This is a genomic window from Afifella pfennigii DSM 17143, from assembly GCF_000688515.1.
Taxonomy (GTDB): domain Bacteria; phylum Pseudomonadota; class Alphaproteobacteria; order Rhizobiales; family Afifellaceae; genus Afifella; species Afifella pfennigii.
In genome coordinates this window covers 1-22,289 of record NZ_JHZK01000041.1, presented here as the reverse complement: position 1 = coordinate 22,289, position 22,289 = coordinate 1, and the positions used below count along the sequence as shown (strand labels likewise).

The following is a 22,289-nucleotide window of genomic DNA, read 5'->3' as shown; positions in this document are numbered from 1 at the left end:
AGACGCTCAAGATCAGGCATTTTCTCGGGCGCGGCGAGAACGCCGTGCGCATCCAGATCGCCGTGGCGCTCATCGCCTTCCTCATCCTGCGCCTCGCCCAGGCCGCCCAGAACGCCATTCAAAGCCCGCTCGCCTTCGCCAGGCTCGTGCGCGCCAACCTCATGCACAAAAAGCGCATCGACCGCCTGATCGAGCCACCCCCAGAGCCGTCCAAGGACCCCAACCAAATGCTCCTGCAATGGGCGTGAAATTAAACCGGACAGCCGTGGGTCAGGCCCGGCCATGACCGCAGCGAAAGCTGAGATCCGAATGTCGTCATGCCAAGGCTCGACCTTGGCATCCGTGCCGTTCCGCGCTCGAAGCGGGAAGAGCTTGAGGCGCGGAGGACTTACCCCGCCGCGTCTTCCTTCTCCGCCTCCCGCCGCGCCGCCTCGCGCAGCTGCCGGCGTATGACCTTGCCGGTCGTCGTCAGCGGCATCTCCTCCACGAAGGCGACCTCGCGCGGATATTCGTGTGCGGAAAGCCTCTCGCGCACGAAGGCGCCGATCTCGGCGGCCAGCTCCGGCGAGGGCTGAAAGCCTTCCGCCAGCACCACATAGGCCTTGACGATCTCCGTGCGCAAAGGATCGGGCTTGCCGACGGCGGCGGCGAGCTGCACGGCCGGATGGCCGATGAGGCAATCCTCGATCTCGCCCGGGCCGATGCGGAAGCCGGCCGAGGTGATGACGTCGTCGTCGCGGCCGACGAAGGTGACATAGCCTTCCTCGTCCATGACGCCCTGGTCGCCCGTCACCAGCCATTCACCGACATACTTGTCCTTCGTCGCCTCCGGCCGTCGCCAATATTCCAGGAACATCACCGGGTCCGGCGCGCGCACGGCGATCTGGCCCTGGCTGCCGGCAGGCAGCACCGTCCCCGCCGCGTCGATGATGGCCACCTCATGGCCCGGCACCGCCTTGCCGATGGCACCGGGCCTTGAAACGCCAATTCCCGCGCAGGAGGAGAGCACGTAATTGCATTCCGTCTGGCCGTAGAATTCGTTGATGGTGAGGCCGAGCGCGCTTCTGCCCCATTCGAGCGCCTCGCGGCCGAGCGTTTCCCCGCCGGAGCCGAGCGTGCGCAGGTTGAGCGCGTAGCGCGCCGGACCGGGCACCGCGCGCAGCATCTTCAGCGCTGTCGGCGGCACGAAGGCGTTACGCACGCCATGGCGGGCCATCAGCGCAAAGGCCGCTTCCGGATCGAATTTTTGGCCCCGGCTGGCAACGACGGGAACGCCGAAATAGAGCGCGGGAAGGAGCACATTGAAGAGCCCGCCCGCCCAGGCCCAATCGGCCGGCGTCCATAAGAGGTCGCCGGGCTGCGGCAGGAATTCGTGGCTGAACTGAACGCCGGGCAGATGCCCCAGAAGCACCCGATGGCCGTGCAGCGCTCCCTTCGGCGGCCCGGTCGTGCCGGAGGTATAGACCATCACCGCCGGATCGTTCGGCCCCGTCACCTCCATCGGCCCCATCTCCGACGCCCGCTCCAGAAGCGGGCCGAGCGCTTCGGCGCCCTCGCCCGGCCCGTCGGCGGCAAGGACGAAGCGCAGATCGCCGAGCTCCTGGCGAAACTCAGCGATTTTCTCAAGGCAAGAGGAGAGCGTCACAAGGCCGGCTGCACCGGAATCGCCGAGCCGGTATTTCAGCGCCTGCGGCCCGAACAGCATGGCAAGCGGCACGGTGACGGCGCCGAGCCGCCAGGCGGCGAGATGCGCGAGCGCCGTCTGAGGCGTCTGCGGAAGCAGGATCGCCAGCCTCTCGCCGCGCTTGAGGCCTTTTTCCTTGAGCACATTGGCGAGCCGCGCCGACTGCCGCTCAATCTCGGCGAAGCTCCAGTTCTCGGCATCGCCGTCCTCGCGCTGGTGGATGATGGCGACCTTGTCGCCCCGCCCCGCGCTCCGCCCGCAGGCATCGGCAAGGTTGAACCGCGCCGGCACCTGCCAGACAAAATCGCGCCGCAGCGCCGCGTAATCCTCCCGTTTCGGCAGCATGGCTCCGCCCCTTTTGAAGCGGATGCTAGAGCGGCTTGGCCGGCCTCGCAATCAAGGCCGTTCAAGATGTGGCGTGCGGCCGCGAATGCTTTCCTCATGCCAAGGCTCGGCCTTGGCATCCCTGCCGTTGCGGGCCGCAAGGGGCGAGGCGTGGAGGCCAGGGCGGGCCCGGCCAGGACGTAGAATACGGGCCGAGCCCTGGGCCGTCAGTTAAGGCCGAGGATTTCCCGCGTCTCGGCGACGCTTGCAGGATGCCGCCCATATTCCGGGCAGAGGTCGGCGACGCGCTTCACCAGCTCGGCGTTGGAAGCGGCAAGCCGGCTCTTGTCCCAGCGCACATTGTCCTCCAGCCCTGTGCGGCAATGCCCGCCCTTGGAAAGGCACCAGCGATTCACCTCGATTTGATGCCGCCCGATCCCGGCCGCCACCCAGCTCGCCTCCGGCATCAGGCGGTGAAGCTCGGAGACCATGAAGTCGAGTGCCTGTTCCACCGGCGGCATGGCGTTCTTCACCCCGAAGATGAACTGCACGTGCAGGGGCGCATCGATGAGCCCTTCTTCAACGAGATTGAGCGCCTGATAGAGCATGGAAAGATCGAAGGCCTCGATCTCCGGCTTGACGCCGTACTCCTTCATCTTGGTGGCCAGTTCGCGAATGAGTTCCGGCGGGTTCTCGTAGACCCGCGTGGGGAAATTGCACGAGCCGGTGGAAAGCGAGGCCATGTCGGGCTTCAGATACAGCATGCCGCCGCGCTCCGCGCCCTTGCCGGAGCGCCCGCCGGTGGAAAATTGCACCACCATGCCGGGGCATGCCTCTTTCAACCCGGCTTGCAGCTCGGCGAAGCGTCCCGGATCGGAGGTCGGCGTGCCGTCCTCGTTGCGCACATGGACATGGGCAAGGCTCGCCCCGGCCTCGAAGGCCTCGCGCGTGGAGGCGATCTGCTCTTCGACCGTGATCGGCACGGCCGGGTTGTTCTCCTTCGTCGGCAGGGAGCCGGTGATGGCGACGGTGATGATGGAGGGCGTGGTCATGGTCGGCCGCAAAGCTGTTTTTCTTCAGAAGTGTAGCAATCGCTCCGGAAAACTGCGAACCTTCCGGCCCTGACGTCTTCCGATGCGGATCGATCCCTTGCCAGAAATCCTCGTCCCCGTCACCACGCCCTTCAATTCCCGGTTGGAGCCGGACGAAGCCGCCTTCCTCGGTCATTGCCGCGACCTTCTTGACGCCGGCGCCGACGGCCTTGCGCCCTTCGGCACCACCAGCGAGGCCAATTCCCTATCGCTGAAGGAGCGGCGAAGGCTTCTCGATATGCTCCTGGAAGCCGGCATCCCGGCCGAGCGGCTGATGCCCGGCACGGGGCTGTGCAACATTCCCGAAACGGCGGAGCTGACCCGCCAGGCGGCCGAAGCCGGCTGCCGCGGCGTGCTGATGCTGCCGCCCTTCTACTACAAGGGCGTCGCCGAGGAGGGCCTCTTCCGGCATTTCGCCGCCGTCATCGACAAGGTCGGCGCGCCCTCGCTGCGCCTTTACCTTTATCACATCCCGCCGCAGGCGCAGATCGGCATCGGCGCCGAGCTCATCGGCCGGCTGCTGGAGGCCTATGGCCCGATCATCGCCGGCCTGAAGGATTCCTCCGGCGACTGGTCGAATACCGAGACGCTCATCGGCTCCTTCCCGCAGATGGAGATATTCTCCGGCTCCGAAGCCGCACTTTTGAAGAATATCCGCGCCGGCGGGGCGGGCGCCATCAGCGCCACCGCCAATGTGAACGTCGCCGGCGCCCGTGCCGTCATCGACAAGGCAAAGACGGACGAGGCCGACGAGCTCCAGGCGCGCCTCACCGCCGTGCGCCGCGCCTTCGAGAAGGCGCCGATGATTGCCGCGGTCAAGCACGTCGTTGCCGCCCGCCACAAAGACCCCGCCTGGCGCCTGCCGCGCCCGCCGCTTTTGCCGCTTTCGCCGGAAGAGATCGCCACGCTGGAAACCGCGCTCGCCGAGGCGGGTTTTGAGGCGACGCCGAAGGGCCTGCGCGAGCCCGCCTGACCGGGCGAGGAAAGCCCCGCGGGCGGGCCTTCTCGACCGGCAGCCACGGCGCAGCTAGAAAGGGGAACGCGCTAGCAAGAGGCGGGACGCCCCCCGTGTATCTCGGCATCGATATCGGAACTTCCGCCGTCAAGACGGTCCTCATCGATGCCGGCCAGGCGCCGGTTGCGAGCGCCAGCGCGCCGCTTCGCCTCTCGCGGCCCATGCCGGGCTGGTCGGAACAGCATCCAGACGATTGGGCTGCCGCCGTTGAGGCCTGTCTGGACCGACTGGCGGCAGAACGCCCGGCCGAGCTTGCCGCCCTCAAGGGCATCGGCCTTTCCGGCCAGATGCACGGGGCGAGCCTCGTCGGCCGCGACGGCAAGCCGCTCCGCCCGGCCATCCTGTGGAACGACGGCCGCGCCGCCGAGGAAGCAAAGCTTCTCAACGCCGATCCGCGCTTTCGTCGCATCACCGGCAACCTCGTCTTCCCCGGCTTCACCGCCCCGAAGCTGCTCTGGCTGAGGCACCACGAACCGGACGTCTTCGCCGCGACCGACAAGGTGCTCCTGCCGAAGGATTACCTACGCCTCTGGCTGACGGGCGAGGCCGTCTCCGACCTCTCCGATGCTTCCGGCACCGCCTGGCTTGATGTCGGGGCACGGCGCTGGTCGGAACCGCTGCTGGCGGCGACCGGCATCGACGAGCGCCAAATGCCGCGCCTCGTTGAGGGCACGGAGCCTTCCGCCGTGCTGCGCCGCGAGCTCGCCGCGCGCTGGGGCATCGAGCGCCAGGTGGTCGTTGCCGGCGGGGCCGGCGACAACGCTGCGGCGGCCTGCGGCCTCGGCATCGTGCGGGCGGGGGCGGCGTTTCTGTCGCTGGGCACATCGGGCGTGCTCTTTGCCGCCACCGATCGCTTCGCGCCGAAGCCGGAAAGCGCCGTCCACGCCTTCTGCCACGCTTTGCCCCGCACCTGGCACCAGATGGGCGTCAGCCTGTCGGCCGCCGCCGCGCTCGACTGGCTGGGCCGTCTCCTCAAGGAGCCGGGCCCCGAACTGGTGAGAAAGCTGGAGCCCGGGCCGGAGCATCCCGCGCCGCTTCTTTTCCTGCCCTACCTTTCCGGCGAGCGCACGCCCCACAGCGATGTCACCGCAAGAGGTGCCTTTATCGGCCTTGCCGAGGAGAGCGACCGCGCCGCCGTGACCCAGGCCGTCCTGGAAGGCGTCGCCTTCGCGCTCGCCGAATGCCAGGCCGCGCTCGCCTCCGCCGGCACGCGCCCCCCGCGCTACCTCGCCGTCGGCGGCGGCGCCCGCTCGCGCGCCTGGCTCGCCATCATCGCCCATGTGTGAAGGCGCCCATCGACGTGCCGGCGAAGGGCGACTTTGGCGCCGCCTTCGGGGCGGCCCGGCTCGGCCTCGTCGCCGCCGAGGAAGAAGAGCCGGCGAACATCCTGACGACGCCGCCGATCGCGGAAAGCATCGAACCCTCGCCCGCCCTCGCCGAGCGCTACCAGGAAAGCTATGCGCATTGGCGCAAGATCTATCCGGCGGTGCGCGAGGTGATGCGATGAAGGGCGCCGACCTGCCTGGCCTTGACGAGCGGCCGGAGCTGCAGCCGACGCTTTTCAGCTACGTTCTGACGAATTCCTGGCGCCGCCAGCTCGTCATCGTGGCGCTGTCGGCCGCTTCGCTGCCGCTCCTCTACCTGACGCTGGAACTGCCCAAGCAGATCGTCAACCGGGCGATCGATGGCAGCGATTTTCCCAAGACGCTCTTCGGCCACGATTTCACCCAGGTGGAGTATCTCTTCCTGCTCTCCTGCGCCTTTCTCGGCCTCGTCATCGCCAACAATTCCGTCAAATACGTCATCAATATCACCAAGAACCTGACCGGCGAGCGGCTCCTGCAGCGCCTGCGCGCAATACTCTTGCGCAAGGCGCTGGCGGCCAGGCTGGCGGAGCGCCCGAAGGCGACGCCCGGCGAGATCATTCCGACGGTGACGGCCGAGGTGCAGCCCATCGGCTATTTCATCGGCGAGGCCTTCGCCACGCCGGCGCTGCAGGGCGGCACGCTCTTTGTCTATTTCCTCTTCATCTTCGTGCAGGATTGGCGGCTGGGGCTCGCCGCCATCGCCCTTTATCCCTTGCAAGGCTATCTCATCGCCCGCCTGCAGAAGCGGGTGAACCTTTTGTCCCTGGAGCGGCTGAAGAGCACCCGCCGCATCGCCGACGAATATGCCTTGAGCGCAGCCGCGATCGACGATTCTGATCCCGGCGGCAGGACCCGCTATCTCTCGAGCCTGGATCTACTGCTTCAGGAGAACTTCGACATCCGTTACCGCTTGGCGCAGCGCAAATACGTCATCAAGTTCCTCAACAACTTCCTGCACCAGCTGACGCCTTTCTTTTTCTACGCCATCGGCGGCTATCTGGTCATCGCCGGCACGCTCTCCTTCGGCGCCCTCGTCGCCGTGCTCGCCGCCTATAAGGACCTCCTCGGCCCCTGGAAGGAGCTTCTGGCCTTCTACCAGCTCAGCCAGGACACGCGGGTGAAATACGCCGCCATGTTGGAGCAGTTCGAACTCGGCGCCGCTGACGGCAAGACGGAAGCGCCCGGCACCCTCACCGACCCGCATCCGGCCGAATAGCTCCGAAAGCGCCAAGAAAAATTTGACCGTCCGGTCAGAAAACCGCATGCTTCCTCCGGGAACAGCGGCTTTCCGGGAGAGATTGCCGTGAACGATCATTCGCCTTCTTCGCCTGGCGGCCTTAAGGGCGCGCCGGATGTTCGCGCCGGCCGGCTTGACGCTGAGGCCTATGCAAAGAACTTCGCCGACCTGCATCCACCGCTCAGCGCCCATGAGGCGCTGGTGGAAGCCGACCGCTGTTATTTCTGCTTCGACGCACCGTGCACGGTCGCCTGCCCGACCTCCATCGATATTCCCCTCTTCATCCGCCAGATCCAGGCGCATAACCCCAAGGGCGCCGCCAAGACGATCTTCGACGAAAACATCCTCGGCGGCATGTGCGCCCGTGTCTGCCCGGTGGAGACGCTCTGCGAGGAGGCCTGCGTCAGGAACCTCGCCGAGGACAGGCCCGTGGCCATCGGCCGCCTGCAGCGCTACGCCACCGACGCCATGATGGCGGCCGGCGAGCAGCCCTTCGCCCGCGCCGCCCCGACCGGCAAGCGCATCGCCGTCGTCGGCGCTGGCCCGGCGGGGCTTTCCTGCGCCCATCGCCTTGCCGTGCACGGCCACGAGGTGACGGTCTTTGAGGCCCGCGACAAGCCCGGCGGCCTCAACGAATACGGCATCGCCGCCTATAAGACGCCGGAAGATTTCGCCCAGAAGGAGGTGGATTACCTCCTCAAGGTCGGCGGCATCACCATTGAGACCGGCAAGGCGCTCGGCCGCGATATTTCCCTCGACGAGCTGAGGGCCGATTTCGACGCCGTCTTCCTCGGCCTCGGCCTTGCCGGCGTCAACGCGCTCGGCGCGGCGGGGGAGGAAGCGGCGGGCTCGGCCGTCGCCTGGATCGCCGAGCTGCGCCAGAGCCTCGACCTTGCCGCCCTTCCCGTCGGCCGGCGCGTCGTCGTCATCGGCGGCGGCATGACGGCGATCGACGCTGCCGTGCAGTCGAAGCTCCTCGGCGCGGAGGAAGTCACCATCGTCTATCGCCGCGGCCCCCAGGCGATGAAGGCCTCGCTCTACGAGCAGGAGCTGGCCCAGACGAAGGGCGTCCTTATCCGCCACTGGGCGCGGCCGCAGCGGCTTATCGTCGAGAACGGCCCCAACGGTAGCTATGTGGTCGGCATCGAATTGGAGCGCACCCGCGAAACGGATGGCCGCCTGGAAGGCACCGGCGAGACCTACGCGCTTGCCGCCGACACGGTGTTCAAGGCCATTGGCCAGACCTTTCTGCCGGCTGCTCTCGACGGCGCCGCGGAGGCGATCGCGCTTCAAGACGGGCGCATCGGGGTCGACGAGGAGCGCCGCACCTCCGTGGCCGGCATCTGGGCCGGCGGCGACTGCATCCTCGGCGGCGAGGACCTTACCGTCGTCGCCGTGGAAGACGGCAAGCGCGCGGCGGAATCGATCCACCGCGCGCTGACGGGCTGAGGCTCATGCCGAACCGTCAACATGCTGATCGGGGCTCACAGCAATGCTGCGAACTCGTCGACCGTCATGCCCACCTGCTTGATGATGCCAAGAACCTTTGCCCGCTTGAGGTCCGCGTTCCCATGCACAGGAACGGCGACGCGACGAAGCGGAGGCCCGGGGTGCCGCATGATGTGATGGCTCCCCTTGATGCGATGCACGGAGAAGCCCGCCGATTGCGGGGCGCGAACAACGCTACGGCCACTCAATGCTGGCAGCCGCGCAGCCATTGTCTAGGCCGCGATTGTCAGGCTTTCGACTTCGGTTTCCACATCGTCAGGAATGGGCCATCCCTCCTCGCGATACATCTCAAGGACGAGTTCGATCGCTTCACGCGCCATCGCCACCGCTTCCTCTCGCGTGTCGCCTTCGGTCACCACTTCCGGCAGCGCCGGCACGAGAACCGTATAGCCGCCCTCGGGCTGCGGGTGCAGGTTGATGGTGAAGCGTTTCGTTTGTTGCATGGCTCGCCGCCTTTCAACAACTCGCCTCGACCCTTCGATGCTAGCCTGTTCCGGCCCCCGGCCCAAGCCTGAGAGGTTCTTCTCATGGTCAGTCTCGCTTCCAACTTCCTCGGCGTGAAATCCCCGAACCCGTTCTGGCTCGCCTCCGCGCCGCCGACCGACAAGGCCTACAATGTGGAGCGCGCCTTCCGCGAAGGCTGGGGCGGCGTCGTCTGGAAGACGCTCGGCGAGGACCCGCCCGTCGTCAATGTCAACGGCCCCCGCTACGGCGCCTTCCATGGGCCGGACCGGCGCCTTCTGGGCATGAACAACATCGAGCTCATCACCGACCGGCCGCTGGAAGTTAATCTGCGCGAGATCAAGCAGGTGAAGCGCGACTGGCCCGACCGGGCGGTGTTCGTCTCCCTCATGGTGCCCTGCGAGGAGAAGAATTGGGCCGACATCCTGCGCCGCGTGGAAGAGACGGAGGCCGACGGCGTGGAGCTCAATCTCGGCTGCCCCCACGGTATGTCGGAGCGCGGCATGGGCTCCGCCGTTGGTCAGGTGCCGGAATATGTCGAGATGCTGTCGCGCTGGTGCAAGGCGCATACGCGCATGCCGGTCATCGTCAAGCTGACGCCGAACATCACCGACATCCGCCATCCGGCCCGCGCCGCCAAGAAGGGCGGTGCCGACGCCGTCTCGCTCATCAACACCATCTCCTCCATCACCGGCGTTGACCTCGACACCTTCGCCCCGGAGCCCACCATCGACGGCAAGGGCTCGCATGGCGGCTATTGCGGCCCGGCAACCAAACCGATCGCGCTGCATATGGTCGCCGACATCGCCCGCGATGAAGAGACGGCGGACCTTCCCATCTCCGGCATCGGCGGCATCACCACCTGGCGCGACGCCGCCGAGTTCATGGCACTGGGGGCCGGAAACGTGCAGGTCTGCAGCGCCGCCATGACCTACGGCTTCAAGATCGTCCGCGAGATGGTGGAGGGCCTGGAGCGCTGGATGGCCGAGAGGGGCTTTGAGCGCCTCGACGACTTCATCGGCAAGGCCGTGCCCAACGTCACCGACTGGCAGTATTTGAACCTCAACTATGTCACCAAGGCGCGCATTGACCAGGACCTGTGCATCAAATGCGGTCGCTGCCACATCGCCTGCGAGGACACCTCGCACCAGGCGATCACCCATACCGTGAACGGCGAGCGCCGTTTTGAGGTCATCGACGCCGAATGCGTCGGCTGCAATCTCTGCATCAATGTCTGCCCGGTGGAGAACTGCATCACCATGGAGAGGATATCCGGCACCGACCCGCGCACCGGCAAGCCGATCCCCGAGGGCTACGGCAACTGGACGCAACACCCTAACAACCCCATGGCCGTGCGCGACGCCGCCGAATAGACGTCAGGTTTCCTCCGCCATCGCCGCGCCAAGCGGCTTGGTCTTACCGCTGAAGCGCGCGCCAAGGGTCAGGAGCGGCGGCAGCCTGGCCACACCCCACCCCATCAGCTCCGCCGTCGCCGGCCTTGCCGCGAGCTGCGCCAGGGCCGAGGCGACGGCGATGCGGGCGGCGAAATGCCTGCGCCAACGCAGAGCGTAGCGGCGCCCGGCGAGAGCGCGGGCGGCCTCGCTTGCCGGCTCGATCAAAGCGAGCTCCTCGGCCAGAAGCCAGGCCGATTGGATCGCCATGGAGATGCCCTCCGCGATGATCGGATGCGATTCCCCGGCGACGTTGCCGGCGCGGAAAATGTCCTCCGCATATCGCGGCCGCATCCCGGGGCGAATCGGCCCGGCGGCGAGCCACGGGCCGCTGAGCTCGGCCCCGCCGATCGCGGCGCGCACGCCGCGGCAAGAGGCGAGGAGATGGCGGTGCACCGCCGCGGCCGCCGGACCTCCTTTCGCCTCCTCCCTCAGGCGCAAAAGCATGTCGCGGCGGATGCACAGCGAGAGCGACAGCCGGCCGCCATCCGACCAGACCATGCCGCCGTAGCCGCCCGGAAAGACGATGAGCGGCATAACTTCCCCCGCAAGGCGAGCGCCGGAAAAATGCGCCTTGAAGCCGAGAAGATCGGATGGCCGGTGCGCCTTGCCCGGCTGGCTCGGCAGCCCCCCGGGCTCCCAGGATCCGTGCGCGGCGATGACGACGGGCGCTGACAGCTTCCGCGTCTCACCGCGCGCGCCGATTGTCAGCTGTTGCAGCGCGCCCCGGCGCTCCAGGGCAAGCGCCCGCCAGGGCTGGAAGAGACGTGCCCCGGACCTCGCCGCCTCACTCACGAGGAGATCGTCCAGAACGTCGCGCCCGAGCGCCCGGCCGAAGCCTGCGCCCGGCGCCGCCGGCATCGCCGCCTCCACAACGCGCTCGCCGCCGAAGAAGGCGAGCCGCCGCACCTGTGGCCCCGCCGCCCGGCGGAAGGCCTCGCCGATCCCCACCCCGTCGATCACCGCCAGGCTCGTCGCGGAGATGAACTCGCCGCACACCTTGCGGCGCGGGAAAGACATCCTCTCCACCAGGGCTACCGACCAGCCGCGACGGGCGAGCGCGATGGCGCATGTGGCACCGGCCGGCCCGGCGCCGATGATGATGGCGTCGAAGCTCATCGGTTCGCGCTCCCCTGGCCGCCCCTGTGCGCAGCAGCGACGAAAACATGGGTGAAGGGCCCGCGCCTCCGCTCCTCGACCGGCTTCAGTCGCGCTTCCGGCCAAAGCGCGCTGAGCTCGCGGCCCTTGAAGCCGGCGCGCACGCTGAGGAGCGCGTCGTGGCGGCTCACCGCGTTCGCCCCGATCCCCCCGATCATGTGCGCCGCCATCAGCTGGAAGCGGCTTCGGCGGGGCTCGCTGGCGACGAAAAGGCAAGTGCGCGGCGCCAGCCGCCGGAACAGGCCGGCAAGCGTCTCATCCTCGAAATGGTGAAGGAAGAGATTGGCGAGAATGACATCGAAACGCTCCTCCGCCGCATCCTCGCTCCAGTTCAAAACGTCGGCCTGAACGAGCCGCGCCTTCCAGCCGAGCGCCGCCAGGGCGGCGAGATTCTCCACCGGCACGGCGCGCTGGCGGTCGAGGAGGAGAACCTCCACCTGCGGCCACCGGTCGTGGAGACGCCGGGCAAGCTTCAGCATGAAGCTGCCATCGCCGCAGCCGATCTCCAAGAGACGGCGGGGCGGCGCTGGCAAATGCCGATGCAGGATGCCGGCGACGATCCGCAGCTGGCCCATGATAGTGTTGATGCGGCTGAGATCGCGCCGCGAGGCGACGGCTCGCGGGTCGTCCGCCGCCAGCTCGTCGAGGATTTCCGGCTCCACGCGGCGCAGGGCAAGATCGTTCACGCCGCCCGCCCTACCGCTTCGAAGCGCATCGTCTCCGCCGTGAGGCCGGGGCCGAACGCCATGCCGCAGCCATGCGTCCCGCCGGCTGCCTGGCCCAGCATCTTCTCCATCACGAACATCACCGTTGCCGAGGACATGTTGCCGTTATCGCGCAGGATCTGGCGAGAAGGCGCAAGCGCCCCCGGCTTCAGCGCAAGCGCCCGCTCCACCGCGTCAAGCACCGAGCGCCCTCCCGGATGCACGGCCCAGAGCGTAATCGCCTCACCGTTTCGCTCGCCGAAGAGGCTTTCGCGGTGCTGTCCGAGCGTCCTATGAATGACCGAGGGAACGCGGCCAGAAAGCACCATGTCGAAGCCGTCGTCGCGCACATGCCAGGTCATCAGCTCGCGGCTGTCCGGCGCCAAGAACGTTCTGAAACCGTCGAGCCTGAGACCGACCGGATCGGCACTGACCAGCGAGGCGGCGCAGCCGTCGCCCCAGAGGCAGAAGGAGAGGAGGTCCTCCACTTTCGTCGTGTCCTTGAGGTGAAGCGTACAAAGTTCGACATTGACGACCAGAACGCGCGCCGCCGGCTCCGAGCGGATGATATGGCGGGCAAGCTTCAAGGCGTTGATGGCCGCATAGCATCCCATGAAGCCGACGATAGTGCGCTCCACGGCAGGCGAGAGCCCGCAGCGGGCGACGATCTCAAGGTCGATGCCGGGGGCAGAAAAGCCCGTGCAGCTCGTGACGATGAGATGCGTGATGTGCTCGCGCTCCCCCTCAAGGTTCAGGCGTTCGATCGCCGCCACCGCCAGCTCCGGGGCGTGGCGTTCGTAAATCTCCATCCGCTGCGCCGTCCCCGGAAACGCGCCGCGCGAGAAGATGCCGCCACGGTCTGCATGCGGTCCCCGCGGATCCTCCGCCGGCGCCAGGCAGGAATACCGGTGCCGGATGCCGCTCCGCTCGGCCATGCGCGCGAAAATCCTCCGCTGGCGTGGATCCTCCTTCAGCTGCGCGGCGGCGAAGTCCAGGAAGAAGCGGTGCACGTCGTGGTGCGGAACGGCCGTCGCAATGCGGTTGATGTAGACCTCGGGCAATCGGCTCTCGCATGCAGCATTAGGTGGCAGGGGAGATAGCGCAGCGCTCTCGCAGACAAAGCACCCTGCCGCGCCATTGGGACGCCGACGCAGCATCGTCCCGCCTCCGGGGCGCACGAATAGCCCAGCTGGATCTGCCAAGCTTCGGACAAAAACCGGCGACGGACGGACCGCCAAACAAGACGACACAGTCGCTCGCACGCCGCCGCCCGCTTCAGCCGCGCGGCCTCAGCCCCTCCAGGAGGACGGCGAGCAGCGTCTCTCTCGCCGCCGCAAAGCGCCGCTTGGCCGCCTCTCGCCCGAGCACGGCCTGAACCTGCGGGTCGAAATCGGCGTAGTGCTGCGTCACCGCCCAGATCATCATGATGAGATGACGCGGATCGACGGGGGCAAGCCTGCCCTCTGCGATCCAGCCGGAAATCACCGCCGCCTCCTTGTCGACCAGCTCTTTCAAGGGGCCTTTCAGGAAGCCGCCGATCGCCGGTGCGCCGGCCAGAATCTCGTTGGCGAAAAGGCGCGAGGCGGCCGGGCGCTTGCGCGACATCTCCAGCTTGGTGGTGACGTAGCGGCCGATCTCCTCCAAAGGCTCGCCGGCCGGGTCAAGCGCGGCGAGCGGCTCCAGCCAGAAAGCGAGCGTATCTTCCAGGACGGCGACGTAGACCGCCTCCTTGCCGGGGAAATAATAGAGCAGGCTCGCCTTGGAGATGCCGGCAGCCTCGGCGATGCGCTCCAGCGTGGCGGCGCTGTATCCGGCCTCCGAGAAGACCTCCAGCGCCGCTTTCACGATCGACGCCCGTTTGGCGGCCTGGATGCGGGTGCGCCGCGGTTCAGATCCGCCATGACCAAGCATTTCTGCTCCCATGACCTTCGGCGCTCTGCACAATCACTGGGCGGCTGTGGCGGGACTTTCGCCTTGACCGGAAAAATCCCGCCACCTAGCCTGCAATTTGACCATTTAGTCAAGTTTTCTGGGCGCCTTGCCGGCGTTCATCGTGATTGCCCGAAGCAGCGGAGAGACGGGAGACGAAGTGGAATCCAATCTAAGAATCAATGGCGATCGTCTCTGGGAGGCACTCCACCAAATGGCCGAGATCGGCCCGGGCGTCAGGGGCGGCAACAACCGCCAGACGCTGACCGACGCCGACGCGGAGGGCCGCAGGCTGTTTCAGCGCTGGTGCGAGGCGGCCGGCATGGGCGTGGGCATCGACAAGATGGGGACGATGTTCGCCACAAGACAAGGCACCGACCCCGACGCCCTTCCCGTCTATGTAGGCTCGCATCTCGACACCCAGCCGACAGGAGGGCGCTATGACGGCGTCCTCGGCGTCCTCGGCGCCCTGGAGATCGTCCGCTCCCTCAACGACCTCAACGTCAAGACGAAGCATCCCATCGTCGTCGTCAACTGGACCAACGAGGAAGGCACACGCTTCGCCCCGCCGATGCTCGCTTCCGGCGTTTTTGCCGGCGTGCATACCCTCGACTGGGCCTATAATCTGAAGGATGCGGAGGGCAAGACGGTCGGCGAGGAATTGGAGCGGATCGGCTTCAAGGGCGAGGAGGAGGTCGGCGCCAGGAAGATGCGCGCCTTCTTCGAACTGCATATCGAGCAGGGCCCGATCCTGGAGGCCGAGGGCAAGGATATCGGCGTCGTCACCCACGGCCAGGGGCTGAACTGGACCGAGATCACGCTCATCGGCAAGGAGAGCCATACCGGCTCCACGCCGATGAAGATGCGCGTCAATGCCGGGCTCGGCATGGCCCGCATCACCGAGCTGGTCGACAAGATCGCCTTGGAGCACGCCCCCGATGCCGTCGGCGCCATCGGCCATTGCGAGGTCTATCCGAACTCGCGCAACATCATCCCTGGCAAGGTCGTCTTCACCGTCGATCAGCGCTCGCCCGACAAGGCGGTGATGGACGCGATGGAGGAGAAGCTGCAACAGGGCGCCAGAAGGATCGCCGAGGAGATCGGGCTCCAGATCGAGATGCAAAGGGTCGGCCATTTCGATCCCGTCACCTTCGACGAGGCCTGCGTCACGGCGGTGCGCAACGCGGCGGAGCGGCTCGGCTATTCGCACCGCAACCTCATCTCCGGTGCCGGGCACGACGCCTGCTGGATCAACCGCGTCGCCCCGACGGCGATGGTCATGTGCCCCTGCGTCGATGGCCTGTCGCACAACGAGGACGAGGAGATCTCCAAGGAATGGGCCGAGGCCGGCGCCAACGTCCTCTTCCACGCCGTGGTGGAAACGGCGGAGATTGTCGGGTGAGGCACCCTGGCGGAAAGTCCATCGGAAAGAAAAAGGCTGACATCCTCGCGCCATGGCGGTCGACGACTGGGAGGGGGCAAAGGCTGGCGCGAGGAAGAGGGGCACTGATGTTTTGTCGTCATGCCAAGGCTCGACCTTGGCATCCATTCCGTTTCGACATCGGCACATAAAGGGATGCACGTATCTTTTCACTTCCAAGAAGAACGGCAGCCTTTACTGTGGTGTCGTCTGCGAACTGCCGTGGCGGATCACGGAGCACGGATAGGGCCTGACGGGCGGCGTTGCCGCCCGCTACGGCGTGAAACGGCTTGTCTGGTAGGAGGAATCCGACGGGATGGTCGACGCCATCAAACGCGGAAAGGCGATCAAGAGCTGGCCACGCGTTTGGAAGATCGAACTAAACGAGAAGATAAACCACGGCTGGCGCGATCTTTCCCTTCATCTTCCGATGTTCTGACCCGTTGCAGCCGCCAGGGAGTGGATGGCCGGGTCGAGCCCGGCCATGACGACAGGGAATGTCGCGCGCCAATCTGATCAGGGGAGCGAACGCATGACCAAACTCATCAAGGGCGGCACCGTCATCACCGCCGACAGGACTTACAAGGCCGACGTCTTCATCCAGCACGAGAAGATCGTCGCCGTCGGTCCCGACCTCTCCCACGAGGCCGACCATGTCGTCGATGCTTCCGGCTGCTATCTCATGCCCGGCGGCATCGACCCGCACACCCATATGGAGATGCCCTTCATGGGCACCTTCTCCACCGACGATTTCGATTCCGGCACGGCGGCGGCGCTTTCCGGCGGCACCACGATGACCGTCGATTTCTGCCTGCCATCCCCCGGTCAGGGCCTCATCGACGCCCTGCAGCAATGGTATCAGAAGGCCGGCAAGGCCCGCACCGACTATTCCTTCCACATGGCGATCACCTGGTGGGACAAACAGGTTTTCGACGAGATGCCGAAGGTGGTCGAGCAAGGCATCAACACCTTCAAGCATTTCATGGCCTATAAGGGCGCCTTGATGGTGAACGACGACGAGATGTTCGCCTCCTTCGCCCGCTGCGCCGAGCTCGGGGCGATGCCGCTCGTCCATGCCGAGAACGGCGACGTCGTTGCCGCCCTGCAACAGAAGCTTCTCGCCGAGGGCAACAACGGCCCGGAGGCGCATGCCTATTCGCGCCCGCCGGAGGTGGAGGGCGAGGCGGCCAACCGCGCCATCATGCTCGCCGATCAGGCCGGCGTGCCGCTCTACGTCGTGCACGTCTCCTGCGAGCAGGCGCATGAGGCCATCAGAAGGGCGCGCCAGAAGGGCATGCGCGTTTTCGGCGAGCCCCTCATTCAGCATCTCGTCCTCGACGAGAGCGAGTATCAGAACCCCGACTGGGATTATGCCGCCCGCCGGGTGATGTCGCCGCCCTTCCGCAACAGGCTGCACCAGGATTCGCTCTGGGCGGGGCTTGCCGCCGGCTCGCTCCAGGTCGTCGCCACCGACCATTGCGCCTTCACCACCGAGCAGAAGCGCATGGGTGTGGGCGACTTCACCAAGATACCCAACGGCACCGGCGGGCTTGAGGACCGCATGTCGCTCCTGTGGACGCACGGGGTCAGGACCGGCCGGCTGACGCCGAACGAATTCGTCGCCGTCACCTCCACCAACATCGCCAAGATTTTGAACCTCTATCCGAGGAAGGGCGCCATCGTCGAAGGCGCCGACGCCGATATCGTCGTCTGGGATCCGGCGGCAACCAAGACCATCGCGGCGAAGACGCAGACATCGGCCATCGACTACAACGTCTTTGAAGGCATGGAGGTGACGGGCCTTGCCAGGATGACCGTCTCGCGCGGCCAGATCGCCTATGAGGAGGGCGAGGTGAAGGCCGGCACCGGCGACGGGCGCTTCGTGGAGCGGCCGGCGAGCCCGCCGACCAACAAGGCGCTGTCGACCTGGAAGGAGCTCGTCGCCCCGCGCAAGGTGGAGCGCTCGGGCATTCCGGCAGGGGTCTGAGCGCCCGCTTCAGCCGACGCCGCAAAGGCGCCTCCCCCGCCATGCGGGGACGGGGAAGGGGCGAGCCGAGGCGACGGTTGAAACCGGCCTCCTTCTTGCAAGGGGAGGGCGAGAGGGTGTGAAAGAAGGGCAGCGCCCAAGCTGCCGCGGGAGAGCGAGAGGGAATGGTCGAAGAAGTCGCGCGCGAGGCGGCGGAGGCTGCAAGGCCGGCATCCGCTTCCGGCTCCGTCATCGCCATCACAGACTTGTCGCTGACCTTTCAGACGGCAGATGGGCCGGTCCACGCGCTTCAGGACATCGACCTTTCCGTTGATCGCGGCGAGTTCGTCTCGCTGATCGGTCCTTCCGGCTGCGGCAAGACCACGCTCCTTCGCGTCATCGCCGATCTGGAGCAGCCGACTTCCGGCGAGATTGCCGTCAACGGGGTGAGCCCCGACGCCGCCCGCCGCGCCCGCGCCTATGGCTATGTCTTCCAGGCCGCCGCGCTTTATCCCTGGCGCTCCATCGCCAGCAATGTCGCCCTGCCGCTGGAGATCATGGGCCTTTCCAAGGCCGAGCGTTCCGAGCGCGTGAAACGCAATCTGGAACTCGTCAACCTCACCGGTTTTGAGCGCAAATATCCCTGGCAGCTCTCCGGCGGCATGCAGCAGCGCGCCTCCATCGCAAGGGCGCTCGCCGTGGAGCCCGACCTTCTCTTGATGGACGAGCCTTTCGGCGCCCTCGACGAAATCGTCCGCGACCACCTCAACGAGCAACTGCTGCAGCTTTGGGCCAAGACCCACAAGACCATCGTCTTCGTCACCCATTCCATCCCCGAGGCGGTGTTTCTGTCGACCAAGATCGTCGTCATGTCGCCGCGCCCCGGCCGCGTCTACGACGTCATCGACTGCGACCTGCCGGGCGAGCGCACGCTCGACATCCGCGAGACGCCGGAGTTTTTGGAGATCGCCCACCGTGTCCGCGAGGGGCTGCGCGCCGGGCACAGCTATGACGATTGAGACGCTGAAGATGGCGGGCTGCGGCAACATCTCCCTCATCCGGCCGGCCTTCTTGGCGGCGGCTGCCGCCGCCCCCTCACGCGGCCCGCGCAAGGCGACGCGCCGATGACAAGCCCCGGCCGCATCAGCTGGCATCGCCCCGGCGCCCGCGAAAGGGCGCGAAGGCGAAGGGAGACCTCGCGATGACCGCCCTCGCCGAGCCGGGCGGCGGCGTCGGCCTGTCGCCGCGGGTCTTCGTCCGACGCATCTTCGCCGGCCAGACGGGGCCGGTCCTCGTTGTCGTGGCCGCCATCATCCTTGTCTGGTATCTCGGCGCCGCCTTCCTCAACGCCCCGCAGCAGATGGAGGCCGATGGGCGCGCCGGCGTGGAGCGGAGCCTGACCGGCTTCCTCGCCGCCACCTACAGCCAGGAGCGGCCCGTCCTGCCGGCCCCGCACCAGGTGGCGGCGGAGATCTGGAAGACCACCTTCGCCATGAAGCCGACCTCCAAGCGGAGCCTCGTCTATCACGGCTGGGTGACGCTCTCCTCCACGCTGATGGGCTTTGCCATCGGCACCCTGCTGGGCGTCCTGTTGGCCGTCGGCATCGTCTATTCCAGAACGCTCGACAAGAGCCTGATGCCCTGGATCATCGCCTCGCAGACCATCCCCATCCTGGCGATCGCGCCGATGATCGTCGTCGTTCTCGGCGCCATCAACGTCGCGCCGGTCTTCGCCAAGGGCACGGTCTCCGCCTATCTCGCCTTCTTCCCCGTCGCCGTCGGCATGGTGAAGGGGCTGAGATCGCCCGATCCGATGCTTCTGGACCTGATGCGCACCTATTCCGCCGGGCCCTGGCAGACGCTCGTGAAGCTCCGCCTTCCCGCTGCCATGCCCTTCCTCTTCGCCTCGCTGAAGGTGGCGATCGCCATCTCCCTGGTCGGCGCCATCGTCGGCGAATTGCCCACCGGCGCAAGGGCCGGGCTCGGGGCGAGGCTTCTGGCCGGCTCCTATTACGGCCAGACGGTGCAGATCTGGTCGGCGCTTCTCGTCGCCGCCTTCATGGCCGCCATCCTCGTCACCCTCGTCGGCATCGCCGACCGCATCGTCCTGCGGCGTATGGGGATGGCGAGATGAGCGAGGCTTCCGCCGCACATGAGAGAATGGCTGCCGCCATCGGTGTGCTGACGGCCGGCCCGGCGCCGGTGCTCACCTATCCGGCCGCCCTCCTCGCCCTTGCCGCCATACCGTTCCCGGTCGCCACCGGCGGCGGTCCGGTCGCCGGCTCCTCGCTGCTTGCCGCCGCGCTCCTCATGGCCGTGCCGGCGCTCGGCTGGCCGCGCGCCCCGGTCGGGCGCCTTCTTCTCGTCGCCGCCGTCACGGCGCTCGCCTTCTTCCTGCTGCTTGCCCATCTGGCGCCGATCGCAGGACGCGCCGGCCTCGGCTTCTGGCTGCTCGTCGCCGCGGCCGCCATTCTCGCCGTGCAGGTGATGCGCGGCCTTGCCCATCGCAGCGGCGGGCGCGGCAGCGGCCTTCGCCGCCTCAACGCCGTCGCCGTGCCGGTGGTCTTCGGCCTGTGGCTGCTCGTCCTGTGGGAATGCCTGGTGCGCGGCTTCGGTGTGCCGCCCGTCCTGTTGCCGCCGCCGAGCGAGATCGCCCGCCAGATCGCCTCTTCGCTTTCCATCCTGTGGGCCGATTTCCGCCAGACCTTCTTGAAGGCCGTCCTCGCCGGCTACGTCATCGGCTGCCTCTCCGGATTTCTTATCGCCATTCTCGTCGACCGGGTGCCGTTCTTAAAACGCGGCCTTCTGCCGGTCGGCAACATGGTCTCCGCCCTGCCGATCATCGGGATTGCTCCGATCATGGTCATGTGGTTCGGCTTCGACTGGCCGTCCAAGGCAGCGGTCGTCGTCGTCATGACCTTCTTCCCGATGCTGGTGAACACGGTGACGGGACTGTCGGCCGCCGGCGCCATGGAGCGCGATCTGATGCGCACCTATGCCGCCAGCTACGGTCAGGAACTCATCAAGCTGCGCCTGCCGGCGGCGTTGCCCTTCATCTTCAACGCCCTGAAGATCAACTCCACCCTCGCCCTTATCGGCGCCATCGTCGCGGAATTCTTCGGAACCCCCATCGTGGGCATGGGCTTTCGCATATCGACCGAGGTCGGGCGGATGAACATTTCCATGGTCTGGGCCGAGATCGCCGTCGCGGCGCTGGCTGGCTCGTTGTTTTATGGGCTCGTTGCCCTTCTGGAGCGCGCCTTCACGTTCTGGCACCCGTCCTATCGGCATTGAGACGGGGCCCAAATAAGAGAGGGAGAATGGCATGAAGAGATTTCTGGCAGCATTGGCAACGGCTTCCGGCCTGGCGCTCGCGGCCTTTCCGGCGGTGGCGCAGGACGAGGTGGTCCTGCAGCTGAAATGGGTGACCCAGGGCCAGTTCGCCGGCTATTACGTCGCCAAAGACAAAGGTTTTTACGAGGAAGCCGGCCTTGATGTGGAGATCAAGCCGGGCGGACCCGACATCGCTCCCCCGCAGGTCATCGCCGGCGGCGGCGCCGATGTCATCGTGGAATGGATGCCCGCGGCTTTGGCGGCGCGCGAGCGCGGCGTGCCGCTCGTCAACATCGCCCAGCCCTTCAAGACATCCGGCATGATGCTCACCTGCCGCAAGGAGACCGGCATCACCGGCCCGGAGGACTTCAAGGGCAAGACGCTCGGCGTCTGGTTCTTCGGCAACGAATATCCGTTCCTGTCCTGGATGAGCCAGCTCGGCATCCCGACCGAGGGCGGCCCGGACGGCGTCACGGTGATCAAGCAGGGCTTCAACGTCGACCCGCTCCTGCAAAAGCAGGCCGATTGCATCTCCACCATGACCTACAACGAATACTGGCAAGTCATCGATGCCGGCATTCCTGAGGACGAGCTCGTCGTCTTCAAGTATGCCGATCAGGGCGTCGCCACCATGGAGGACGGGCTCTACGTCCTGGAAGAAGACCTTCAGGATCCGGCCTTCGTCGACAAGATGGCCCGCTTCGTCGCCGCCTCCATGAAGGGCTGGGAATATGCCCGCGAGAACCCGGACGAGGCCGCCGAGATCGTGCTGGAGAACGACGAGACCGGCGCCCAGACCGAGAAGCACCAGAAGCGCATGGTGCGCGAGATCAACAAGCTGACGGAAGGCTCCGACGGCACGCTCGCCATGGAGGATTACGAGCGCACGGTGGAGACGCTCCTTAAGGGCGGCTCCGACCCGGTGATCACCAAGGAGCCGGAAGGGGCGACCACAAGCGCCGTCACCGACAAGATGAAGCAGATGTGAGGCAGGGCCTCAACGGCAAGCGTCCCCTCCCCTTGCGGGGAGGGGAACGGAGGAAGCGTGCTCTTGACGAAAGCCGGGCGAGGCTCGGCAGCCGCTGACATCTGCCTTTCCGCGCCGCGCCGGCTTTCCCGTTCCGCCATGCTGCCCTTCAAGAATACCCGCTCAGCGACGAGGCTCCTTCACTCAGCGATGGGTTGGCCCGGAACGGCCTCGTAAGGGTCAGCGTGGGCAATGGCTTGGGTGCTGGCTTCCGTGCCGGGCATGATCACGAATCGCGGGTCGAAATCGACCATTGCGGATGCCAACTGCGCGAGGACGTCGTTGACTGTTAAGAAGCCGTCTGGAGCGCGGTTTTGGGGCCAATGGCTTTGGCAAAGGCCTCCAGGATGAGGCGCAAGAGAAGCCTCAGCCAGCGGAGGATGAGGCGGAAGTTGTAGCCGGCGGCGGTGAGGACGGCATTGGCGTGGTCGCCGTGGCGTCCCTTGAGGAAGTTGCGGCCCATGTGGCCGTCGGTCTTGAGGTGTCCGATAACGGCCTCGATGGCGGATCGTCTTCTGAGCTCCTTCTTGATGGCCCCGAACACGCCCCGCTTCTGCCCGGAGCGGAAGACGCCGAGCGGCCTTGGCGCATCGTGGCCGCGGTAGCCCTTGT

19 protein-coding genes and 3 pseudogenes are annotated in these 22,289 nt (G+C 66.7%); 13 read left to right on the top strand and 9 right to left on the bottom strand.

Annotation, left to right across the window (positions count from 1 at the left end; genetic code table 11):
* Positions 1–248 (top strand): annotated as a pseudogene (locus Q331_RS0118215) (IS4 family transposase); the annotation flags it as partial.
* 140 nt (positions 249–388) lie between these two features.
* Here the strand turns inward: Q331_RS0118215 and Q331_RS0118210 are convergent.
* Complete coding sequence (locus Q331_RS0118210; protein ID WP_026381845.1) at positions 389–2,029, bottom strand: acyl-CoA synthetase; 1,641 nt, start codon at positions 2,027–2,029, stop codon at positions 389–391.
* Positions 2,030–2,235: 206 nt separating this feature from the next.
* On the bottom strand, positions 2,236–3,060 hold the full coding sequence (locus Q331_RS0118205; RefSeq protein WP_026381844.1) for a BKACE family enzyme: 825 nt from the start codon (positions 3,058–3,060) through the stop codon (positions 2,236–2,238).
* An 82-nt stretch (positions 3,061–3,142) separates the two neighbouring features.
* Between Q331_RS0118205 and Q331_RS0118200 the strand changes: the two genes are divergently transcribed.
* From Q331_RS0118200 to Q331_RS0118185, 4 genes and pseudogenes are all read left to right on the top strand, one after another.
* Entirely contained in the window at positions 3,143–4,072 is a 930-nt protein-coding gene (locus tag Q331_RS0118200; protein ID WP_026381843.1) for a dihydrodipicolinate synthase family protein, read from the top strand.
* 95 nt (positions 4,073–4,167) lie between these two features.
* Positions 4,168–5,621 (top strand): annotated as a pseudogene (gene xylB / locus Q331_RS22580) (xylulokinase).
* Entirely contained in the window at positions 5,618–6,697 is a 1,080-nt protein-coding gene (locus Q331_RS0118190) for an ABC transporter transmembrane domain-containing protein (protein ID WP_026381842.1), read from the top strand. Before xylB ends, Q331_RS0118190 begins: the two are co-directional and overlap by 4 nt.
* An 87-nt stretch (positions 6,698–6,784) precedes the next feature.
* A complete protein-coding gene (locus Q331_RS0118185; RefSeq protein WP_026381841.1) occupies positions 6,785–8,167 on the top strand; it encodes an NAD(P)-dependent oxidoreductase in 1,383 nt (460 codons plus the stop codon).
* Positions 8,168–8,202: 35 nt separating this feature from the next.
* Here the strand turns inward: Q331_RS0118185 and Q331_RS23590 are convergent, their stop codons facing one another.
* Positions 8,203–8,436 (bottom strand): type II toxin-antitoxin system HicA family toxin, encoded by a 234-nt coding sequence (locus tag Q331_RS23590; RefSeq protein ID WP_026381840.1) that lies wholly within the window; start codon positions 8,434–8,436, stop codon positions 8,203–8,205.
* Positions 8,437–8,439: 3 nt separating this feature from the next.
* On the bottom strand, positions 8,440–8,670 hold the full coding sequence (locus tag Q331_RS0118175; RefSeq protein WP_026381839.1) for a type II toxin-antitoxin system HicB family antitoxin: 231 nt from the start codon (positions 8,668–8,670) through the stop codon (positions 8,440–8,442).
* Between the two features lie 84 nt (positions 8,671–8,754).
* On the opposite strand from Q331_RS0118175, the gene preA reads away from it, so the two are divergent.
* Positions 8,755–10,062 carry an NAD-dependent dihydropyrimidine dehydrogenase subunit PreA gene (gene preA, locus Q331_RS0118170; protein ID WP_026381838.1) on the top strand — a complete coding sequence of 436 codons (1,308 nt, stop codon included), beginning with the start codon at positions 8,755–8,757 and terminating at the stop codon, positions 10,060–10,062.
* Between the two features lie 3 nt (positions 10,063–10,065).
* Here preA and Q331_RS0118165 read toward each other — a convergent pair whose 3' ends face one another.
* The 4 genes from Q331_RS0118165 to Q331_RS0118150 all read right to left on the bottom strand — a co-directional run bounded on the left by Q331_RS0118165 (position 10,066) and on the right by Q331_RS0118150 (position 13,847).
* Positions 10,066–11,259, bottom strand: a complete 1,194-nt coding sequence (locus Q331_RS0118165; RefSeq protein ID WP_026381837.1) for an NAD(P)/FAD-dependent oxidoreductase — start codon at positions 11,257–11,259, stop codon at positions 10,066–10,068.
* On the bottom strand, positions 11,256–11,984 hold the full coding sequence (locus Q331_RS22575; RefSeq protein ID WP_034493096.1) for a methyltransferase domain-containing protein: 729 nt from the start codon (positions 11,982–11,984) through the stop codon (positions 11,256–11,258). Before Q331_RS22575 ends, Q331_RS0118165 begins: the two co-directional genes overlap by 4 nt.
* Positions 11,981–13,063: a type III polyketide synthase gene (locus Q331_RS0118155; protein WP_026381836.1), complete on the bottom strand. Its 1,083-nt coding sequence runs from the start codon at positions 13,061–13,063 to the stop codon at positions 11,981–11,983. Before Q331_RS0118155 ends, Q331_RS22575 begins: the two co-directional genes overlap by 4 nt.
* Positions 13,064–13,277: 214 nt before the next feature.
* Positions 13,278–13,847: a TetR family transcriptional regulator C-terminal domain-containing protein gene (locus tag Q331_RS0118150; protein ID WP_322786517.1), complete on the bottom strand. Its 570-nt coding sequence runs from the start codon at positions 13,845–13,847 to the stop codon at positions 13,278–13,280.
* Between the two features lie 298 nt (positions 13,848–14,145).
* Between Q331_RS0118150 and Q331_RS0118145 the strand changes: the two genes are divergently transcribed.
* From Q331_RS0118145 to Q331_RS0118110, 7 genes are all read left to right on the top strand, one after another.
* Positions 14,146–15,333 carry a Zn-dependent hydrolase gene (locus tag Q331_RS0118145; RefSeq protein WP_245615731.1) on the top strand — a complete coding sequence of 396 codons (1,188 nt, stop codon included), beginning with the start codon at positions 14,146–14,148 and terminating at the stop codon, positions 15,331–15,333.
* Between the two features lie 334 nt (positions 15,334–15,667).
* Positions 15,668–15,790 carry a GIY-YIG nuclease family protein gene (locus Q331_RS24440; RefSeq protein ID WP_407637786.1) on the top strand — a complete coding sequence of 41 codons (123 nt, stop codon included), beginning with the start codon at positions 15,668–15,670 and terminating at the stop codon, positions 15,788–15,790.
* 93 nt (positions 15,791–15,883) lie between these two features.
* On the top strand, positions 15,884–17,338 hold the full coding sequence (hydA, locus tag Q331_RS0118135) for a dihydropyrimidinase (protein WP_026381833.1): 1,455 nt from the start codon (positions 15,884–15,886) through the stop codon (positions 17,336–17,338).
* 164 nt (positions 17,339–17,502) lie between these two features.
* The gene (locus tag Q331_RS0118130) at positions 17,503–18,336 is read left to right on the top strand and encodes an ABC transporter ATP-binding protein (protein WP_051631342.1); all 834 of its coding nucleotides are present in this window, start codon (positions 17,503–17,505) and stop codon (positions 18,334–18,336) included.
* Between the two features lie 182 nt (positions 18,337–18,518).
* Complete coding sequence (locus tag Q331_RS0118120; protein WP_084175149.1) at positions 18,519–19,451, top strand: ABC transporter permease; 933 nt, start codon at positions 18,519–18,521, stop codon at positions 19,449–19,451.
* Positions 19,448–20,611 carry an ABC transporter permease gene (locus tag Q331_RS0118115; RefSeq protein ID WP_084175148.1) on the top strand — a complete coding sequence of 388 codons (1,164 nt, stop codon included), beginning with the start codon at positions 19,448–19,450 and terminating at the stop codon, positions 20,609–20,611. Before Q331_RS0118120 ends, Q331_RS0118115 begins: the two co-directional genes overlap by 4 nt.
* Positions 20,612–20,642: 31 nt before the next feature.
* The gene (locus tag Q331_RS0118110; protein ID WP_026381829.1) at positions 20,643–21,638 is read left to right on the top strand and encodes an ABC transporter substrate-binding protein; all 996 of its coding nucleotides are present in this window, start codon (positions 20,643–20,645) and stop codon (positions 21,636–21,638) included.
* A 328-nt stretch (positions 21,639–21,966) separates the two neighbouring features.
* Here Q331_RS0118110 and Q331_RS23990 read toward each other — a convergent pair.
* Positions 21,967–22,289: pseudogene (locus tag Q331_RS23990) on the bottom strand (IS5/IS1182 family transposase); the annotation flags it as partial.

Coding starts and splice junctions, on each gene's coding strand:
- Q331_RS0118210 (WP_026381845.1), bottom strand. CDS start 2,029: ATGCTGCCGAAACGGGAGGATTACGCGGCGCTGCGGCGCGATTTTGTC.
- Q331_RS0118205 (WP_026381844.1), bottom strand. CDS start 3,060: ATGACCACGCCCTCCATCATCACCGTCGCCATCACCGGCTCCCTGCCG.
- Q331_RS0118200 (WP_026381843.1), top strand. CDS start 3,143: ATGCGGATCGATCCCTTGCCAGAAATCCTCGTCCCCGTCACCACGCCC.
- Q331_RS0118190 (WP_026381842.1), top strand. CDS start 5,618: ATGAAGGGCGCCGACCTGCCTGGCCTTGACGAGCGGCCGGAGCTGCAG.
- Q331_RS23590 (WP_026381840.1), bottom strand. CDS start 8,436: ATGGCTGCGCGGCTGCCAGCATTGAGTGGCCGTAGCGTTGTTCGCGCC.
- Q331_RS0118175 (WP_026381839.1), bottom strand. CDS start 8,670: ATGCAACAAACGAAACGCTTCACCATCAACCTGCACCCGCAGCCCGAG.
- preA (WP_026381838.1), top strand. CDS start 8,755: ATGGTCAGTCTCGCTTCCAACTTCCTCGGCGTGAAATCCCCGAACCCG.
- Q331_RS0118165 (WP_026381837.1), bottom strand. CDS start 11,259: ATGAGCTTCGACGCCATCATCATCGGCGCCGGGCCGGCCGGTGCCACA.
- Q331_RS0118145 (WP_245615731.1), top strand. CDS start 14,146: ATGGCCGAGATCGGCCCGGGCGTCAGGGGCGGCAACAACCGCCAGACG.
- Q331_RS24440 (WP_407637786.1), top strand. CDS start 15,668: ATGGTCGACGCCATCAAACGCGGAAAGGCGATCAAGAGCTGGCCACGC.
- hydA (WP_026381833.1), top strand. CDS start 15,884: ATGACCAAACTCATCAAGGGCGGCACCGTCATCACCGCCGACAGGACT.
- Q331_RS0118130 (WP_051631342.1), top strand. CDS start 17,503: ATGGTCGAAGAAGTCGCGCGCGAGGCGGCGGAGGCTGCAAGGCCGGCA.
- Q331_RS0118120 (WP_084175149.1), top strand. CDS start 18,519: ATGACCGCCCTCGCCGAGCCGGGCGGCGGCGTCGGCCTGTCGCCGCGG.
- Q331_RS0118115 (WP_084175148.1), top strand. CDS start 19,448: ATGAGCGAGGCTTCCGCCGCACATGAGAGAATGGCTGCCGCCATCGGT.
- Q331_RS0118110 (WP_026381829.1), top strand. CDS start 20,643: ATGAAGAGATTTCTGGCAGCATTGGCAACGGCTTCCGGCCTGGCGCTC.